At 55.0% G+C, this 19,151-nt stretch carries 14 protein-coding genes and 1 other RNA gene; 11 read left to right on the top strand and 4 right to left on the bottom strand.

Translation table 11 applies throughout. From position 1 onward, the window contains the following. Window positions 1–55: 55 nt before the first annotated feature. Window positions 56–417, bottom strand: a transfer-messenger RNA (tmRNA) gene (ssrA, locus tag U2949_RS02255). Between the two features lie 144 nt (window positions 418–561). On the opposite strand from ssrA, the gene sstT reads away from it, so the two are divergent. From sstT to U2949_RS02220, 7 genes are all read left to right on the top strand, one after another. After that, window positions 562–1,788, top strand: a complete 1,227-nt coding sequence (gene sstT, locus U2949_RS02250) for a serine/threonine transporter SstT (protein ID WP_321285906.1) — start codon at window positions 562–564, stop codon at window positions 1,786–1,788. A 156-nt stretch (window positions 1,789–1,944) separates the two neighbouring features. Next, window positions 1,945–2,577 carry a LysE family translocator gene (locus U2949_RS02245; protein ID WP_026482998.1) on the top strand — a complete coding sequence of 211 codons (633 nt, stop codon included), beginning with the start codon at window positions 1,945–1,947 and terminating at the stop codon, window positions 2,575–2,577. A gap of 334 nt (window positions 2,578–2,911) precedes the next feature. Then, the gene (locus U2949_RS02240) at window positions 2,912–3,415 is read left to right on the top strand and encodes a nucleoside 2-deoxyribosyltransferase (RefSeq protein WP_026482999.1); all 504 of its coding nucleotides are present in this window, start codon (window positions 2,912–2,914) and stop codon (window positions 3,413–3,415) included. Between the two features lie 194 nt (window positions 3,416–3,609). Beyond that, window positions 3,610–4,458 (top strand): MurR/RpiR family transcriptional regulator, encoded by an 849-nt coding sequence (locus U2949_RS02235; protein WP_026483000.1) that lies wholly within the window; start codon window positions 3,610–3,612, stop codon window positions 4,456–4,458. Window positions 4,459–4,744: 286 nt separating this feature from the next. Beyond that, the gene (locus tag U2949_RS02230) at window positions 4,745–5,056 is read left to right on the top strand and encodes a DUF485 domain-containing protein (protein WP_026483001.1); all 312 of its coding nucleotides are present in this window, start codon (window positions 4,745–4,747) and stop codon (window positions 5,054–5,056) included. Then, a complete protein-coding gene (locus tag U2949_RS02225; protein WP_321285901.1) occupies window positions 5,053–6,717 on the top strand; it encodes a cation acetate symporter in 1,665 nt (554 codons plus the stop codon). Before U2949_RS02230 ends, U2949_RS02225 begins: the two co-directional genes overlap by 4 nt. A 131-nt stretch (window positions 6,718–6,848) precedes the next feature. After that, window positions 6,849–7,511, top strand: coding sequence for a response regulator transcription factor (locus U2949_RS02220; RefSeq protein ID WP_026483003.1), 663 nt, complete (start codon window positions 6,849–6,851; stop codon window positions 7,509–7,511). Here the strand turns inward: U2949_RS02220 and U2949_RS02215 are convergent. Next, on the bottom strand, window positions 7,498–10,941 hold the full coding sequence (locus U2949_RS02215; protein ID WP_026483004.1) for a hybrid sensor histidine kinase/response regulator: 3,444 nt from the start codon (window positions 10,939–10,941) through the stop codon (window positions 7,498–7,500). The genes U2949_RS02220 and U2949_RS02215 overlap by 14 nt on opposite strands. 30 nt (window positions 10,942–10,971) lie before the next feature. Between U2949_RS02215 and U2949_RS02210 the strand changes: the two genes are divergently transcribed. Together U2949_RS02210 and U2949_RS02205 are read left to right on the top strand one after the other, a co-directional pair. Next, window positions 10,972–11,406: a hypothetical protein gene (locus U2949_RS02210; protein WP_257722758.1), complete on the top strand. Its 435-nt coding sequence runs from the start codon at window positions 10,972–10,974 to the stop codon at window positions 11,404–11,406. Next, on the top strand, window positions 11,403–13,112 hold the full coding sequence (locus U2949_RS02205) for a sulfate adenylyltransferase (RefSeq protein ID WP_321285897.1): 1,710 nt from the start codon (window positions 11,403–11,405) through the stop codon (window positions 13,110–13,112). Before U2949_RS02210 ends, U2949_RS02205 begins: the two co-directional genes overlap by 4 nt. 111 nt (window positions 13,113–13,223) lie before the next feature. On the opposite strand, the gene speE is transcribed toward U2949_RS02205, so the two are convergent. Both speE and U2949_RS02195 read right to left on the bottom strand, forming a co-directional pair. Next, window positions 13,224–14,501 (bottom strand): polyamine aminopropyltransferase, encoded by a 1,278-nt coding sequence (gene speE / locus U2949_RS02200; RefSeq protein WP_321285895.1) that lies wholly within the window; start codon window positions 14,499–14,501, stop codon window positions 13,224–13,226. Between the two features lie 174 nt (window positions 14,502–14,675). Beyond that, window positions 14,676–15,761, bottom strand: a complete 1,086-nt coding sequence (locus U2949_RS02195; RefSeq protein WP_230940667.1) for a sensor histidine kinase — start codon at window positions 15,759–15,761, stop codon at window positions 14,676–14,678. Window positions 15,762–16,613: 852 nt separating this feature from the next. On the opposite strand from U2949_RS02195, the gene U2949_RS02190 reads away from it, so the two are divergent. Together U2949_RS02190 and U2949_RS02185 are read left to right on the top strand one after the other, a co-directional pair. Beyond that, entirely contained in the window at window positions 16,614–17,237 is a 624-nt protein-coding gene (locus tag U2949_RS02190) for a helix-turn-helix domain-containing protein (protein ID WP_026483008.1), read from the top strand. 202 nt (window positions 17,238–17,439) lie between these two features. Continuing rightward, window positions 17,440–19,146 (top strand): methyl-accepting chemotaxis protein, encoded by a 1,707-nt coding sequence (locus U2949_RS02185; RefSeq protein ID WP_321285891.1) that lies wholly within the window; start codon window positions 17,440–17,442, stop codon window positions 19,144–19,146. Window positions 19,147–19,151: the final 5 nt, after the last annotated feature.

Genomic DNA, 19,151 nt, shown 5'->3' with positions numbered 1-19,151 from the left:
GTGTCAGAAATTCTGACACGATTTTTTTCTAACATACTGATTTTTCAAGAAATTTTGGTGGAGTCGGGGGGAATTGAACCCCCGTCCGCAAGCCGTCCACAGACAGTTCTACATGTGTAGTCAATTAATTTTAAGTTTTAACCTTGGACTGTGCCAATTGACAGGCCTTTCCTTGGCGATCCACTAAGTTTTAGAACCGGACTTCGTGGCGCAGGCCGATTCGATTCTTTGTAAATAACACTGCTGTAGGTTGCCCTACCTAACCCAAAGACAAATTAGTGCAGTGGCCCAGCCTTAAGCGGCTAGAGCGAAACGCTCGTCGTTGGCGTTTGTAGTTTTCCAGTGGATTTACGAGCGTACTGGTGCTCGACACGCCCTGATCTGCTTCTTGACCCACGTCGAAGCCATGTCGACCCCATGTGGATTAGCAACCATATCACATCGGCTACAAAATGTATAGCACCTGGTGCTAGAATAACCCTCTTCCGCGCTCTGGCTGAGTCCTCGCCAGAGCGTTTTTCACGTACTTCACGCCTACCCATTTGTTTGGAGTCGCTTTTCATGGCCCATCCCGCCAACCAAGCCAGAGGCCCATTAGGCTTTATCCTGCACGGCAGTCTTGTTACTCAAATTGTGATCGGTTTGATCGCCGGTATTTTGCTGGGACGCTTTGCTCCTGATGCCGCGCACTCGATCGCCCTGCTGGGCCAATTATTTGTCTCTGCCTTGAAGTCGGTTGCGCCGATTCTGGTGTTTGTTCTGGTGATGTCTTCCATTGCCAACCAAAAAGCCCAGTCCTCCACCCGCATGGGCCCTATTTTGCTCTTGTACGTGCTGGGCACCTTCCTGGCCGCACTGATTGCCGTGATCGCCAGCTTCGCCTTCCCCGTCAAGCTCAAGCTGGATCTGGCCGATGCCACCTTGAACCCGCCCGGCAATATCGTCGAGGTATTGCTGGATCTGCTGACCAGCATTGTGGTGAACCCGGTTGATGCCTTGCTCAATGCCAACTACATGGGCATTTTGGCCTGGGCTATTGCTCTGGGTCTGGCGCTGAAACACGGCTCGCAAGGTTCTCGCGACCTGCTGACCGATATGGCCAATGCCGTGTCGTCCTTGGTGCGCCTGGTCATTCGCTTTGCGCCGCTGGGTATTTTTGGTCTGGTAGCAGTCACTATTGCTGAATCGGGCTTTGATGCGCTGCGCCAATACGGACTGCTGCTGATTGTGCTGGTAGGCTGCATGCTGGTGGTGGCTCTGATCGTCAACCCCTTGATCGTGTTTGCCAAGCTTCGTCGCAACCCCTACCCGCTGGTATTCACCTGCCTGCGTGAAAGCGGTATCACAGCCTTTTTCACCCGCAGTTCTGCGGCCAACATCCCTGTGAACATGGCTTTGTGCGAGCGACTGGGCCTGCATAAAGACACCTACTCGGTTTCAATTCCACTGGGTGCCACCATCAATATGGCCGGTGCTGCCGTCACCATTACCGTCCTGACGCTGGCTGCGGTGCACACACTGGAAATCCCGGCTGACCTGCCTACCGCCCTGCTGCTGAGCCTGGTGGCTACCATTGCCGCTTGCGGTGCATCGGGCGTTGCTGGTGGCTCTTTGCTGCTGATTCCACTAGCATGCAATATGTTCGGTATTTCCAATGATGTCGCCATGCAAGTGGTTGGCGTAGGCTTTGTAATTGGAGTGGTACAAGACTCGGTAGAAACGGCCTTGAACTCCTCGACCGACGTGCTGTTTACCGCTGCGGCAACACTCGAACCAGGCCGTGCCTGATTTGATATCTTGACGCCAAGGGGCCAGCCATTCAGGCTGGCCTTTTTTGTAGATAGTTCAAGCCAGGACCGACTGCCGCAGCCCAAACACCTGCCACCATACTTGGGTGTCAGTCTCCAGACGCTTCCGCAGTCAACCTCTTCCCAAGGAATCTTCGTGGATTTAGCCAGCCTTTCTCTGTATATCGTTGCTGTGTCGGCCGTCACTGTGATACCGGGCCCCACCATGCTGCTTGCCTTGAACAATGGTGCACATGGCGGCAAACGGATTGCAGCATGCGGTATTGCGGGCGCAGCGCTCTCGGACCTGATTCTGATTGCTGCCGTCGGCTGTGGACTGGGCGCGCTGCTGCTTGCCTCCGAGCAGCTTTTCACAGTGGTGAAATGGATAGGTGCGGCGTATCTGCTCTATCTGGCCTATGGTCTCTGGCACGCTCCGGTCCGCTCTATCCAGACAGACACTCCCACGGAAAAAGTTCGGACGGGTCGCGCGGCTTTTCTGCGATCTTTGCTGGTTGCCCTGTCCAACCCTAAAGCGCTGCTGTTCTTCTCTGCATTTTTGCCGCAATTCATTCGTCCTGAAGAAGCGATTGCCGTTCAGTACATCACACTGGCCTTGGTCACAGCCCTGATTGATATGGCTTTAATGACTGTCTACGCCGTGGGTGGCCATCACGCCATGCGGCTGCTTTCCGGCAAGGCTATGCGTTGGTTGAACCGGGGTTGTGCTGGCATGCTGGCAGGTCTGGGTATTGCGCTAAGTCTGTATCGACGCGGTAATTCCAACTGAAGATCGCAACCGCCAAGGAAAACAAGGGACCTGAATCGGTCCCTTTTTCTTATGTGCTACAAGCCAGTCTTGCCTACGACAAGACTGCACCTCACCATCCGTGACGCTAGAGCAACAGGCCAAACGACAAACCGCAAAACCGGACCAGATACCTACCCCCAGCGTCATGTTCAGGCTGATGGGATCGTATATCATCATTCAGATGGCCACCACGAATAGCCTGCTACGGGCTCAGAGCGGCCATGTCCTTACAAATTCCGGTTTGCCCCAGCTGCCAGCAGCCCAGCCTGAACCGGCACGATTTCCCTTCACCCCGAATCAACAAGGAGCCAAGATGAAGCGTATCTATTTAGCGGGTCCTGATGTGTTTTTCAGCGATGCCACCGAGCGTGCCAAGCTGCACAAGCAATTGGTACGAGACTTCGGCTTCAAGCCCTTGCATCCCGTTGATCAGGAGGAGATCGAGGCCTCGGCTATCTACCACCACAATATTCGTCTGCTGGACCAAGCCGATGCGGTTCTGGCCAACATCACGCCCTTTCGAGGTGCAGAGATTGATACGGGCACCGCTTTCGAAATCGGTTATGCCGTGGCCCAGGGCCTGCCGGTTTTCACCTACCGCTCTACCGCCGATACCGTTCTGGACACCGTACGCGAGCACTACAGCCCAGTTGTGCTGGACCCGGCCAGTCAGATCTGGCGTGATCGCAATGGTGCGCTGATCGAAGACTTTGGCCTGCCCTCGAACTTGATGGTGGCGATCAGCACGGAGTTTGTACACGGTTCCTTTAAGGATGCCCTGATCGCCGCACAAGATTATTTCAAAGCTATTGGCTAATTCATTTTCGGAAAAAACAGTGCTGATTAATCAATCACAAGCAGTCAAACAGAGTCAAAATTAAACGGTTTTCAGGGAAATTAAACGCATCTTTTACTCAGGTATGATGTGGACTTGAAATTCCCTGCCCGAACACAGGAACCACAATTGGTTCCCGGCAGCACCCGCTTTTCCTGAATCAAAAACACAGGGCTATGCCCAGCACCATGCCAGACACCAGCAACATCTCTTTTCTTGATCGTGTACGCGCCATTCTTAGTGATCTCCCCGCTTCCGAGCGACGTCTGGCCCAATTCACACTGGATTTCTCGGGTGATTTATCCAGCTACAACGCCTCGGAACTCGCCAGTCTGGCCCAAGTTTCCAATGCCACTGTCACACGTCTGATCCGTCGTCTGGAATACGCCAACTACGAAGCGGCACGCAAGCAGATTCGCACGGAAAGAACAGATGATTCTTTCACCTCGCTCAGCCAGCCGTTATCGCCGGGCGAAACCGCCTTGCACTCACACTTGCAGGAAAGCTATAGCAAGCTGGGCAATACCTATCGGCATCTGTCCCATTCAGTTCTGCAGGAAGCCAGTCAGGCCATCAGCCGTGCGCGGCAGGTTTGGCTGGTGGGTTTGCAGGCAAACTACTTTCTGGCCGGGCATTTTTACTGGCATTTGTCCAAATTCATGGCAGGCGTACGGCTTATCCCCGGAGCGGGCCAAACAGTCTCCGACTATTTGGCTGACATCCAGCACCAGGATGTCGTGATTGTTTTTGATTTGCATCCACGCCCCAGCCAAATGCCGGAGCTGATCGGACGCCTGGAAACACGCTGTGCGGACATCGTGCTGATAACCGACCAGGATTACAAAGAGAGGCCCAAGACCCGCTGGTCCCTGCCCTGCCAGCCTGGGCCTGAAGCGCTGCCTGATAATTCGGTGGCCGTTGCCAGCCTGTCTCATCTGCTGCTGTCCGAAATACTGAAAGTACGTGGCGCAGATCGCCGCGATGAATCAGAACAAGAACTGGCCACCGCTGACGCGCTGTTTTGAACTAACAAAAAACACCCTTTTCAAGCTCTGCAAGCCACTCAGAGCAGAAGAGACCAGCTCTTGTACCTGTGCGTCTCCTGCATCATTTGCCCCGCCCAGCTAAACCAAGGCTCCAAAATCAGAGCCGTCTCCTCCCTCATCTACGACCAAAGTCGCCTGTTGGGAAAAGTTGATTCGTTCTATACATGCTGTACACAGAGCGCCCTCAAGCGCCAACTCTCTGTACACGCCGTGTTTAGAGAGCCTCGATGCCAAGAATCATCAAACCCCATAAGGAGACATAAGAATGAGCTCAGCCAATACTGTCGTGACGGCAGTAACCCAGCACCCCGCCTATCAAGAGCTGCTTAGAAGACGCAACCGCATGAGCCTGGTTTTTTTCGGCTTGACCGTGATTGTGTACGCCGGTTTTATCTTGACCCTGGCCTTTGACCCCGAACTTTTCAGCCGCTCTGTCGGTTCCATGACCATGACCATTGGCGTGCTTAGCGCCGCCATTGTGCTCATTAGTGCCGTCGTCCTGGTGTCCACCTTCGTCTACATTTCCAACAAGGTGTATGACCCCTTGCTGGCTCAAATCATGAAGGACGTGACATGAAGAAACTACTTCTGAGCCTGGGCCTGTTTGGCATGGCAAGTGGCAATGCCATGGCGGCCCCGTCCGGCCAGGCCAATACCTCCGCCATTGTCATGTTCCTGATCTTTATCGCCGGGACCATGGTCATTACCTGGTGGGCGGCCCGCCGTACACGCACCACGTCCGACTTTTACACCGCCGGTGGCGGTTTGACCGGCTTTCAAAACGGCCTGGCAATTGCCGGGGACTATCTGTCCGCCGCTTCTTTCCTGGGGATTGCGGGCATGGTGTACGTCAGCGGTTTTGACGGCATGATTTACGCCATCGGCTTCATGTTCGGCTGGCCGGTTGTGATGTTCCTGATCGCAGAGCGCCTGCGCAATCTGGGGCGCTACAACTTTGCCGACGTGACCTCGTTTCGCCTGTCGCAAAACCCCATGCGGATTCTGGCGGCCAGTGCCTCGCTTCTGATCATTGCCCTGTACCTGATCGCGCAAATGGTCGGTGCTGGCAAGCTGATCGTGCTGTTGTTTGGTCTGGACTACAACGTGGCCGTGGTGATTGTGGGTTCGCTGATGATGATTTACGTCACCTTTGGCGGCATGACGGCCACCACTTGGGTACAAATCATCAAAGCCGTGCTGATGCTGGTCGGTGCTACCTTGATGACTGTTCTGGTTTTGGCCGCGTTCTATTGGGATGTCGATGCCATGCTGGCCGCCGCCGTGGAAACACACCCCACCGGACACGCCATTCTTGAGCCCGGCGCTGCCGTCAGCAGCAACCCGCTGAACGTGCTGTCGCTAGGTATCGCGCTGGCCTTCGGTACCGCAGGTCTGCCCCATATCCTGATGCGTTTCTTCACTGTGGCGGACGCCAAGGAAGCCCGCAAATCCGTGATCTACGCCAGCAGCTTTATTGGCTACTTCTACCTGCTGACCTTCATCATCGGTTTCGGTGCGATTGCCTTGCTGGTCAAGCATCCCGAGTACTTCCAGACCGGTCCGGACGGCTCCTTCAACATGCTGACCAATCTGATTGGCGGCACCAATATGGTAGCGGTGCACCTGGCCAATGCGGTAGGCGGCAACCTGTTGCTGGGCTTCCTGGCGGCAGTCACCTTTGCAACGATTGTGGCCGTGGTTGCTGGCCTGGCCTTGGCCGGTGCCGCAGCTATTTCGCATGACCTGTACGCCAACGTCATTGCCAAAGGCCGCGCCACCGAAAAAGACCAGATGCGCATTTCGCGTATCTCCACAGTGGTGTTGGGCGTGCTGGCGATTTTGCTGGGCATTATCTTTGAAAACCAGAACGTCGCCTTCATGGTGGGCCTTGCCTTTGCCATTGCTGCCAGTGCCAACTTCCCGGTCCTGGTGCTGTCGATTGCCTGGCGTGGCTGCACCACGCGTGGTGCCACCATTGGCGGTTTTCTGGGCCTGGTCACCGCCACGGTGTGGGTGGTCTTGAGTAGCACGGTGTGGGTGGATGTCTTCGGTTTTGCCGAGCCCATCACCCCTTTCCCTAACCCTGGCATCCTGTCCATTCCGCTGGCTTTCTTCTCGATCTGGCTGTTCTCAACCCTGGACAACAGTGCCCGCGCTGCCAAGGAACGCGAAGCCTTCGAGGCGCTGACCGTACGCAGTCAAACCGGCATTGGTGCTGCAAGCGCCAGCGCTCACTAAGCACACTTTTCATGCTGATGTAATCAGCACGCAGGAACAAGAACAGGGCATTTCGGTGCCCTGTTTTTACTGATAGGCGGCTCATCCTGGCAGGCACCATTACAGATACTTGAACATGGCATAATCCCCACATGAATGAACTGCTCATTGCTGACGATCACCCCCTGTTTCGTGAGGCGTTACGAGGCGTCGTCGCCAGCCTGTTTCCCGGCACGGCCATCTACGAAGCGGATCGCATCTCCAATTTATATCCACTGGTCGACGACCATCCGGACGCCGATCTGCTCTTGCTGGATCTGGATATTCCGGGAGCAATTGGTTTCAGTGCTCTGGTCCATTTGCGAGCGACCTACCCCTGCCTGCCCATCATTCTGGTCACCGCCCATGAAGAGGCCCGCTTCATGCGCCGCGCCATGGATCACGGAGCCATGGGCTTCATCCCAAAATCCATTGATGCACAAACGCTGGGCGTAGCCTTGCAAGTGGTGCTGGATGGTGGCACCTGGTTGCCGGAAATCGGCTCTTCCTCTCCGGGCATCAGCCTGGACGAACGGGAGGTCGCGGCGAAATTGCGCGAGCTGACACCGCAACAATTTCGCGTTCTGCAAATGCTCAGCACCGGGCAACTGAACAAACAGATTGCCTACGAACTGAATGTCTCGGAGGCCACCATCAAGGCGCACATGACGGCCATTCTGCGCAAGCTCGGTGCTTCCAATCGCACCCAGGCGGTCCTGATGGCCAGTCATCTTGGCCTGAACCAGGACGAATCTCAGGACGCTAATACGTTTTAATTTGCGCGGTCAGAAAAGCTCGCAGCGAAGCGGGCTTTACCGGCTTGGTCAGCACCAGATAGCCATACTGTCGAGCCGCTGCTTTCAGCTCATCACTACCATCTGCTGTCAACAAGGCACCTTGCGCATGGGGCAGATGCAGGCGCAACAGTTGCAGTGCCTGCAAGCCGTCCAGCCTATCATGCAAGTGGTAATCCACCAGCAAGACATCGGGATTCAAGGCAATTTTCTCCAAAGCGCTATCTACCGTGTTGGCAGTGATAATTTGTGCTCCCCAACGCCCCAGCAGCACTTCCATACCCGCAATAATATCCAGATCGTTATCCAGACACAGCACACGCAAGCCTGTTAAAGGCAAGCCATCGGCAGGCTTGCTGGGCTCCTTATTTTGATGACTGCTGGCCTGCGTAGCGTGACTCAAAGGAACGCGAATGGAGAACATGCTGCCACGCCCCACTTCGGATCGCACATCCAGCGTGTGCCCCAACAAGACCGCAATACGCTGGCAAATGGACAGACCCAAGCCCAGGCCACGGCCATCCCAATCGAAGGCCTGTTCATAGCGATGAAACTCCGCATAAATCTGCTGAATATGATGCGGTGGAATACCTTGACCTGAATCCCAGACCTGAAACTCCAGCTCCTCACCACGGACCCGCACGCCAAACACCACTCGTCCTTCCTGAGTGTAGCGCAAGGCATTGGCCAGGAAATTCTGCAGCACGCGCCGCAGCAGACGATGGTCGCTATACACCTGCAAAGGTCGAGCATGAATCCGCAACTGGATACCACGTCGTGCAGCCATAGGAGCGTATTGATCTGCCAAATGTTGCAGCAGATGCTGCACATTGATCACGCCCAGATCCGGCTTCAAGGCTCCGGCATCCAGACGGGAAATATCCAGCAGGCCTTCCAGCAATTCCTCCGCCGTACGCAAGGAGGTATCGACGCGTTCGGCCAGATTGGGCATTTCCGCAAGGTCATGCGTATCGCGCAGGGCCGAGGCAAACAAGCGTGCCGCATTAATCGGTTGCAGCACATCATGGCTGACGGCCGTCAGGAATCGGGTACGAGACTCCTGGGCTTTTTCCGCCTCCTGCGTGCGCACCGCAACACGCTGCTCCAGGCTGTCGTTCATCTCCCGCAGCTCGCGCTCCACGCGCTTGTAATGCGTGATATCGCTATAGCTGGTGACGTAGCCGCCGCCCGGCAAAGGCCGCCCCCGCAGCTCGACCACCTGCTTGTCATTCAACATACGCTGAGTCACATAGGAGGAGCCTTCACGCATGAACTGGATACGACGCTCGATCGCCTGCTCCACCCCTATGCTTTCCACGCCATCGACCTTGCCCCGCTCGGCATTAAAGCGGATCAGGTCCGCCACGGATCTTCCCACGTACAACATGCTGGGCGGGTAATCGAATAACTGCTGATAACGCTGGTTCCAGGCGACCAGCCGCATGTCCGCATCCACCACACTGACGCCCTGATCAATATTTTCCAGCGTGGCCAGCAAAATATCCCGATTAAAGCGCAGCTCCTGCCCCGCCTCATCCAGCACGGACATGATGGCAGCCACCTCCATGCCCGAACCACGCAAGGCGCTGGTCAGCACCAGGCGCGCGGACGCGGCCCCCACTGCGGCCGCCAGTAATAGCTCCGTAAAATGCACCCAGGCACTATCTGCCCGTAAACCTGGCTCCAGGGATTGCTTGAGTTGTCTGGCCTGCGTCTCAAAAGCCCGCCGTGCCATTTTTTTGCCGACGATACGCTCTGCCAAGAGCAGCAAATCCTGTACCGACAAATCCCCATAAGAATGACGGGCCGCCAAGGTCTGCCGCTCCGCATAAGGATTAAGAAACGGCTCGGCCCGCAAGCGTTCTCCCAAACCCGGACGTCTGCGCCAGGACACCCACAAAAAGGCGCTGATATTGCACAGCAGGGACCAGAAAGTGCCATGTGTCAGCGGGTCCCAGCCCTCTACGCCAAAAAGTTGATAAGGGCGCAGCCAGGACAGGCCAAATGGCCCGTGATACAACCAATCATCCGCCAACCAGCCAACCTCGGTCAAAGTCGGCAAGAGCAAGGTATAGACCCAGATGGCAAAGCCCAATAGCAGTCCGGCCTCTACGCCCTGTCGACTGGCACCGCGCCAATACAAACCACCAATCAGGCCCGGCCCAAACTGCGCAACCGCCACAAAGGCCATCAGCCCATACGCGGCCAGGGTCGTATCGCTGCCGCTGAGCATGTAATAGCCGTAAGCCACACCCGCCAGCGCCATGATGGCGACACGGCGTATCCATAGCACTGTGGAAGCCACCGTACTTTGCTGATATTGCGCCCAGCCACGGCGCAGCAACAAAGGCATCACCAAGTCATTACTGACCATGGTTGAGAGCGCCACGCTGGTCACAATGACCATGCCGGTTGCCGCCGAAAAGCCGCCTATGTAAACCATCAAGGCCAAGCCAACCTGGTTTTGCGACAGGGGCAAGGCCAGCACAAAACTGTCCGGTGCCACGCCCTCGCCCCCGACGCCAAACAAGCTGACTCCTGCCGCGGCAATCGGCAAGACCATGACGCTGACCACCAGCAGATACGCCCCAAACAACCAGCGCGCCCGCCGTATATCCACCACGTCCCCACATTCCACAATGGCCACATGGAACTGACGGGGCAAACAAATAATCGCGGCAAAGGCCAGCAAGGTTTGACCGACAAAACCCACCGGCGGACTGTTCTCGAACAGTGTGCTGACGGCCCCCACCATATTCAGTTCAGTCTTGCCAAACCAGCGAAAGGCGAACAGGCCAACCGCCACCAGGGCCACCAGTTTCACCACGGACTCGAAGGCCACGGCCAGCATCAAACCTGGTCTGTGCTCAGTGGCATCTACCTGGCGCGTTCCAAACAGAATGGAAAACAAGGCCATCAAAATCGCGACATACAAGGCCGGATCACCAAACAGCCCGGCGTGAAACTCCGTCCCGGCCAGCACACTCAAACTCAAGGCCACCGCCTTGTATTGCAGGGCCAGATACGGCACAGCCGCCACAACAGCAATCCCCGCCACCATGGCTGCCAAACGCTGCGAGCGCCCATAACGACTGGCCATGAAGTCCGCAATGGAAACCGTGTTCTGGGATTGAGCCACCAGCGCCAGACGTTCGATAATCCGCCAGCCAAACAGCAGCATCAGCATGGGGCCAAGATAAATAGGCAGAAAGCCAATGCCATAGCGCACGGCCGACCCGACCGCGCCGTAAAACGTCCACGACGAACAGTACACAGCCAAGGCCAGGCTGTAGACCGTAGGTCGCAACCAGGGGCGCTGGGTATACAAAGGATTCCTGTCCCCGAACCAGGCAATGGCGAACAAAATTGCGGCGTAAATCAACGAGGCCAACACCACCCAAGCTGGCGTCATCTGCACTGTCTCCTACTTTGGTATAACGCGATGATTTTTCTCGCGATTGTGAGTAATACTAAGACAGTTCCAGCAGGATCTGAGCTCGGAAAACTAAGGCTTATCACCTATACCCAATTTGATTTTCAGGACAGATCTCCTGGGGCAGGCAGCACCCGCAGCATCATGAGCCACGGTGAGGATCACCTCACGCACCGACAAACACGGAACGATGCCTGCATTCCTGTCCTCATGTCGCATTTAACAAGCGCAGCAAAACGATGCGCAGGCGGTATTCAAGCCAGCGCTGCATCACCTGTTTGGACGAAGAGCTTTCGTCTGGCACCACAAGAAGAAATAGAGCGTTTGAAACCTGGGAGTCACTGCCCTGGTCCAGAACTCATCTATCACTTGCAAACGAAAAACGCCCCGACAAAAAAACTATCTTTCATCGTCACGCGGGGCAAATTAAAGGAGGCAATATGAACCACTCAACATTGAACTTTGATCGCTATCCACAGCAACCGCACGGTGGAACGCTGGTCAACCAGGTTGTCCCGGAGGATCGCGTCAAGGCCGAGATCGAACGTGCGCGCACCCTGCCCAGCATCCGCGTGGATCTGGAAGCCGTCATCACCATCGAGATGATTGCTACGGGCGTACTCTCCCCCAACAAAGGCTTCATGAACGAGGCCGACTACAACTCCGTGCTCAAAGAGGGTCGTTTGAGTAATGGTGTGGTGTGGCCTGTGCCGCTGAGCTTCGCCCCGATTGGCGATCGCAACCGCGACATTATTAAAGGACTTTCGGTCGGCTCTGAAGTGGCGCTGACCAATAGCGACAACGAGCCGGTAGCCATCCTGAGCATCGAGGACATCTTCTCCTACAACAAGGAGCAACGCGCTCAGCAACTGTTTGGCACTACGGACAGAAATCACCCCGGTGTGGACTCCATTTACCGCCGCATGGGCGATGTATCCCTAGGCGGCACCTTGCACCTGCTGCAGCGTGTGGACTGGGGCCCGTTCGAAAAGCTGCGCCGCGAACCCAAAGACACCTGGCGCCTGTTCTACGAAGAAAAGAAATTCAACTCCGTGGCAGGCTTTATCACCGGCGCAAACCCGCTGCACCGTGGCCACGAGTACATTCACCGCAATGCGCTGGAAGGGATTGATGGCCTGTTCCTGCAGCCATTGGTGGAAATGGCCAAGCGTGAATACGTGCGCCACGAGTTCCGCATGATGGCCTATCGAAATGTGCTGGATACCTACTACCCCAAGGACCGTGCCATCCTCTCGCCGCTGCGCGTCACCTATATTTTTGCGGGTCCGCGCGAAACGATTTTGCATGCCCTGATCATGAAGAACTATGGGTGCACCCACGCCTTGATTGGTCGGGATCACGCCGGTATTGGCAGCTACTACGACAAGTACGCCAGCCACAGTATTTTCGATCAGTTCAGCCCCAAGGAAATGGGCATTGATGTGCGTCTGTTCCACGAAGTGTTTTACTGCACGCGTTGTGCCTGCCATGCCACTTCCGAGACCTGCCCGCACGATGATCGCTTCAGGCTGACCATCTCCGGCACCGGCATTCGCGAGATGCTGCGTCACGGCATCATGCCACCCAAAGAAATCTGCCGCCCTGAATCCATTCTGCCGGCCATGCAAGGCGTACAGCCCAAAGGACTGTGCGAGGAAGGCGAAGCAATCCAGCCCGTCAGCAAAGTTATCCAGAGCATGTTCCCCTACTACACCCAGTACACCCGTCTGGGCGGGGCCAAGCGTAGTGAACCACTGGACCCATCTCAACTGACGGTGCGCGATCTGGAAATTGCCAGCCACGACGCGCGACACCATGCGGGGGACATCTACAACGGGGTGTACACCGAGTACAGCGCCGTGGTGGACCACAACCGCAATATGCAAGCCGCCTGGATTGAGGATGCACGTGCTGCCCTGCGCTTCCAGCAAGAGCGTCTGATCAGCGATCTGGAAGAAAAGCAACAGCAAGCACCGGAAGAAGCCTCGGACGAGTTCATGTATCAGGACAAGCAGGAAGTCGTGCGCGAGCTGCATTCGGCCCGCAGCCTGCTGGATGATATTCCGACCGTGATTTCTGCCAAGCAGCTGACCACAAGGACCTGGAACGTCCTGCCCTACCAGCGCTATCGTGGGGCGGATAAGGAATAAGGCTCTATCCAGTTTCCCCCTGAACAGAAAAAGCCCCTGATCTTAACAAGATCAGGGGCTTTTTCATCACGAAATCTGCCCGAAGGCAGACTCAAACTGTCCAGAACCTGCTTAACAGACCTCTTCCAGATTGACCTCATTCACAGGCATCAGGCGGCGGTAGAAAGTAGGCAGAGCAAACAAGGCACCATGAATATCAGCGTTGTAGAACTGCAGGGAATCCTGGTTCTCGTTGCTCATACGCTGCTCCATTCGTTCCTGGATTTGCTGGGCGGAGAAAGCACGCGGGTTCAGCTCATCGGAGGCAATTGCCAGCCCCCAGTAAGAGCCGTACAGCGGAATATGCAAACCGTAACCATGCACTTGTGCAAACACACTGGCCAGGGATTCGCTCAGGTTCTTGACCTGCTGGCTTTCGTGGAAAGGCGAACCCAGGTGCAATACCAAAGCACCACCGCTTGCCAGCGCACGTTTGCAGAACTCAAAGAAGGCCGCCGTGTACAAGGGACCGGCCGGAGTTTCGGGATCGGTCAGATCCAGATAGATCAAGTCAAAGCGTTCCTGTGTATTGGCCAGGAACTTCGCGCCGTCTTCGATCTGAATTTGTACACGCGGGTTATCAAAGGCCCCCTTGTGAATGGACTGCAAATGCTCGCGGGCCACCTCGATCACTTCCCCATCCAGCTCAACCAGACAGACTCGCTCCAGGCTGGGGTACTTCAACAACTCTTCCAGAGCTCCACCATCCCCACCGCCCACAATCAGGGCGCGGCGTGGATTGGGGTGAGACATAGCGGCCGGGTGAATCAGACCTTCGTGGTAGAAGAACTCTTCGGCCTCGGAAGTCATCATGCAACCGTCCAGGCGCAAGGTCTTGCCCAAGGTTTCGGAACGCAGCAATTCCAGACGTTGGAAAGCAGTCTGGCGCTCCAGCAAGCGCTCGGTGAAGCGAAAGCCGTACAGCGCATCCTGATTCAGGTTTTCCGTCAGCAGTTCACCAGCATGAGCCGGGCCATCAGCCTCGCCACGCCACAAGCGATTACGCTGGGCCTGACCGGGCTTGAAAGCCTGCTCAATACCGTCAATCAGGCGGGTCGCCTTGCCGGAATTGTCCTGCATGAAATTGCAGACATAGACGTCCAGCGTCACGCCACCACGCTCTGGCCAGGTATGGATGGCCAAGTGAGACTCGGCCAATAACAGTACCCCGGTAACACCACCAGGCTGCCCTTCAAATTCGGGAAATGCCTGCCACTCTTCACCAACAATCGTCAGCCCTGCATCAATAGTCTGCTGACGGCAAAAATCAGCCAGTTTCTGGGCATCGATCAGCAGCTCCGGGCTGCATGCACATTGGTAAAGGTCTGCGGTCAAGTGCAAGCCTTGCATAATCGTGTGCTCCTTTAACAGATTTTGCGCTCCCTACCAACGAGACGACCGCAACGTAAAAACTTCAAAGCGAGGTGCACCTGGAATGGCGATCACCTCGCTTCATCGAAAAGAGCGCAAATTGTACCTTATATCAAACTTAAATATATGAAAATAACCCTATTTTAGAGAAGATTAAGGTATATACGACGCGGAAGGCAGCAGAACCAATTCCATGACCAAATGCGCGCCTGGCCCCGGACGGTCCTTGAAATAGACCCTGCCTCCGTGGTGGTGCACAATCGAGCGCAAAATGGACAAGCCCAGACCGCTGCCTTGCACCTGTTGGCCGGGCAGGCGATAGAACTTGTCAAAGACCTTTTCTTTATAGAGCGGATCAATTCCCGGCCCTTGATCCAGGACCTCTATCCGAGCCCAACCGGTTTCGCCCGGCTGCAAGCGCAGGGTCACCATGGTGTCTGGCGCGGAGTACTTCAAGGCATTTTCCAGCGCATTGCGCAGAGCCACCAATAAAGGAACAATATCCACCTTGGCCCACAAGCCATACTCGGGCACATCCAGGTAAATGCGGTGGCGCTGCTCGTGAAAGGGGCGCAGACTCAGGCGCAGCACGGCACGCAAATCAGACTCGCGCCATTCCTGCATGCTCGTCCCCTCGTACTCCATGCGATTCAAGCGCGTCAAATCATCCAGCAGCACATCAACGCCACGAACCTTTTCATGTAATTGAGAGTAGATCTTGCTAGCCCAGGCTGACGGGGTTGTCTCCAGTTGCAACAATTGGATATAGCCGCTGATGGCGGCCAGCGGGGAGCGTATTTCATGGGCAGCCATGGCAAAACAGTCGGCACGATCGCGCTCCTGTTGCATTTTCGTGCTGACATCGCGAATCATCAACAAAGTTGCACTGTCTGAATCGGAGGCCGCATAGGCATGAAACTCCAGGGCCCGGGCCTGTTCCCCTTCCCCATCCCGGTGCATGTAGTAAAAAGGATTTTTTTCGCGGTTAATTACCTGACTAATCCCAGGGAGCAAATACGCTAAATCTGCCCGTATTCCTTTTTCCAGATTCTGGAAAAAATCGATTAAATCATCGTTGTCATTGGCCAATTCCGGCGTATCCAGCAAACGCCGCATGGCCCGATTACAACCCTCAATTCGCCCACAGGAATCGAACATGACAATGGCATCTGGCAAGGCATCCAGCATTTGCTCAAAGCGATGTGCTTTTTCATAAGCCTGTCCTGGCCATTTAGGCACGCTCGCTCGGTCAAACAAACGTTGCCCGATCAAAAAACTGGTAAATAGTGTGAGCAACAAGCCAATCCCCTATTTTCGTCCCAAAACAAGCACCAGGCCTGCCTCAGTGTGGTTTCAATCTCCATGCGACAAAAAGCCAGTCCAGCGGATAAACCAAGCATTTTTCTAGATGGGATTACTGATCTGCCAATGCCCTTGCATCAGCCTGGGTGAAAAAACGGTTAATCGCCTAATAAATAAATTTCATAACAATCAGGCGGAACAATAAAAAAGGGATTAGTACTTTTTAAAAGTTTTACTCCAAAACCACCGCCCATACTGCTTAACGGCAGAAACGGCCGTATCATAAGGCGCATAAATTTTCTTTGAGGAAACAAGGAGACTTGTACAAAATGGATTCCTATTTATTTCATAAAGACTGACCAGGATCAAGACTAACGATAAAAACAAGTGCTAGGGTGCTAACACCCTTTTTCTTGGCCCGACAAGCCGAGCACCGCCCGGACCCACCCGTAACATCAACACTTATAAGTGTGTTCAGCTCCCCACACTGGGCCCGTCCGGTAACACGACAGCGCAAGGGATACGCGTAAAATCAGCAAGGCGAGTCCAGGTTCACAGGCCCGCCCGATTGAAGTGAGTCCCTGATGAAGCATGAACATCTGAAAATCGGAGATATTAGAAGCATGTGTGTCGAATACTCTGCCTATCACTTGGCGTGAACAGGCCACTTCCCATTGCCATTAGTAGTATTTCTGTACTTACTAATACCGTCTCTACACTCTGCACTGCTACATCGGGGCGCATAGCCTTTCTTTCCCCGGTCTGGCCTGCTTTCATTTTGTTGACTCCATGAACGACGCCGTTTACTCCACTCGGCAGGCTGCTGATTTACTAGGTGTGTCTGTACGCACCGTACAACTTTGGGTAGAAGCCGGGACCCTGAAAGCCTGGAAAACCCAAGGCGGGCACCGACGCATCGACCGCGATTCCGTACAAGCCATCTTGCAAGAGCGACGTGGGCAAACCAGCCCCCCGACGCCTGATGCTCCGATCACTCCCAGCCTACCTGTTTGCAGCGGTGAACCCTGCTTGCGCGTACTGGTCGTTGAAGACGACCTGGATTTGCTGGCGATTTACCGCATGGCCATGGAACATCTGCCCTTCCCGGTCGAACTGCGCTGCGAACAAGATGGCCTGAAAGGTCTGATTGCTGCCGGCAATTTCTACCCCGATGTGCTGATCGTGGACCTGAACTTGCCCAAACTGGATGGTTTTGCCATGCTCAAGGCGCTGGCCGATGCCCCTGAAACCGAACATACCCAGATTTATGTGATTTCTGCATTGAGCGCCGCCGATATTCACGCGCGTGGCGGTCTGCCCGGCAAAGCAACAGCCCTGGCCAAGCCCATTCCCATTGCCCTGCTCCTGCAGCTGCTCAGCGAAGCCTTCCACGCCCAATACCTGCCCTCCTGAGCACGTCCTCTTCCCTTTATCAGCCCGGATCAATTTTTTCAATTTCGATCTTTTTGTGACAAAAATTTTCATTTGATTATCATTTTTTTATTTTTAGACATAAAAAACGAATCAAATGATACTATTCACGAAAATTCACAACAAGAAATTGATCCGTTTATCTCGAGTCTTTTGCTGATACAAAAATACAAAGGGAAAGGCTATGCGCAAGAACCTACCAATTACCGGCATCGAAACCGAGCTGCTGGACGAGCAATATCTCATTTCCAAAACTGACCTGGCCGGCCGCATCATTTATGCGAACCCGGCCTTTGTCGAGGTGAGCGGGTTTAGTCGGGAAGAATTGATTGGCGAGCCGCACAATATCGTGCGCCACCCCGATATGCCATCCGAAGTTTTTGCAGATTTATGGCATACCTTAAAACAGGGACGTTCATGGGTGGGAGTGGTAAAGAATCGTCGTAAGGACGGCGGTTTTTATTGGGTCCTGGCCCATGCCAGTCCCATTATTGAACAAGGTGACTTAACCGGCTTTGCGTCGGTTCGTGTGCGCGCAAAACCTCAGGATATTCAAGCAGCTGAACAGTTTTATCAGGAATTGCGCGAAGGCCGAAATCGTTCCCGAACGATACGCGCTGGCCAAATTACGGCTCGCAGCTGGCGTCGCCCTTTTGCCGGCCTTCGTTTCCTGGCTGGTCCCAGTTTGCTCGCCGCCTTTTTACGAAAAGGCCTGTTGAATCTGGGTATTACCGGCGGGATTATTGCCATGATCCTGAATACGGAAATGCCACAGCAAAGCATGATCCTCCTGGCCAGTTCTCTGGGGGTGGGGACCTTGATGATTTTGGGCTATCAGGCCGTGCTGATGCGGCGTGTTTTGGGATCGTTTAAAACGGCCACGCACATCGCCCAACAAATTGCCGCGGGCAACCTGACGGTCAACACACGCGGACCCGCTGTGAAGAAGCTGGAAACGCTGGGCCAGAATCTGGATCTGATGCGTAAGAGCCTGATGAGCATTAGTACCGACGTGGGCCATAGCTGCAGCAACAATCAAGTGGTGTCACGCAAGCTCTCGGAAAACAGCGCCCTGCTGGAAGCACGCACTCAAGAGCAAGCGGCCTCCATGCAGCAGACCACTGCCAGTATGAGCTCCTTTGGGCAAGCCGTTCTACAGACCGCGGAAAATGCCAAGGCCAGCCACGAACTGGCAAGCCGCAGCGCGGATATCGCAGGTCGCGGGAATGAGGCGGTTCAGAAAGTCAGCTCATCCATGCAGCAGATTCTGGAAAGCTCGCAGCATATTGGCAATATCGTGTCGATGATCAATAACATCGCCTTTCAGACCAATATCCTGTCCATCAACGCCTCAATTGAATCGGCCCGCGCCGGAGAGGCCGGTAAAGGCTTTGCGGTGGTTGCCTCTGCCGTGCGTTCGCTGGCTCAGCAAGCGGCCCAAGCGGCCGATGAAATCAAGCAACTGGTCACCGAAACCCAAACCCTCAGTGCTGAAGGCGCCACCCACGCAGACCATGCGGGGCAGACCATGCAGGAAATCCTGACATCCGTGTCTGAGGTTGCGGGTTTGATGGGTGAGATTTCTGCTGCTACCGGCGAGCAAAGCATCGGTTTGGGCCAGTTGACCCAGGCCTTGAAACAGGTGGACCAAATCACCAGCGACAATGCCGCTCTGGTCCATGACTTGAGTGAAACAGCGCAGGAACTGAACCAGAATGGGGCCGAACTGCAAGAGGCTATCAGTGTCCTGAATCACGGAGAAAGTGCGCATACTCACCAACCCACTCGCTCTGCTGCCCCCTTGATCCTGGCCCCGGTTGTGAAAATGGACGCCGCTCGTCGCAAAGCGGCCCACCCAGGCCGACTACGACAATTGGCATCCAGCACCTGAGTTCG

This window comes from Alcaligenes phenolicus, assembly GCF_032063905.1.
Classification (GTDB): Bacteria; Pseudomonadota; Gammaproteobacteria; order Burkholderiales; family Burkholderiaceae_B; genus Alcaligenes; species Alcaligenes phenolicus.
This window is presented reverse-complemented; position numbering and strand designations above follow the sequence as displayed.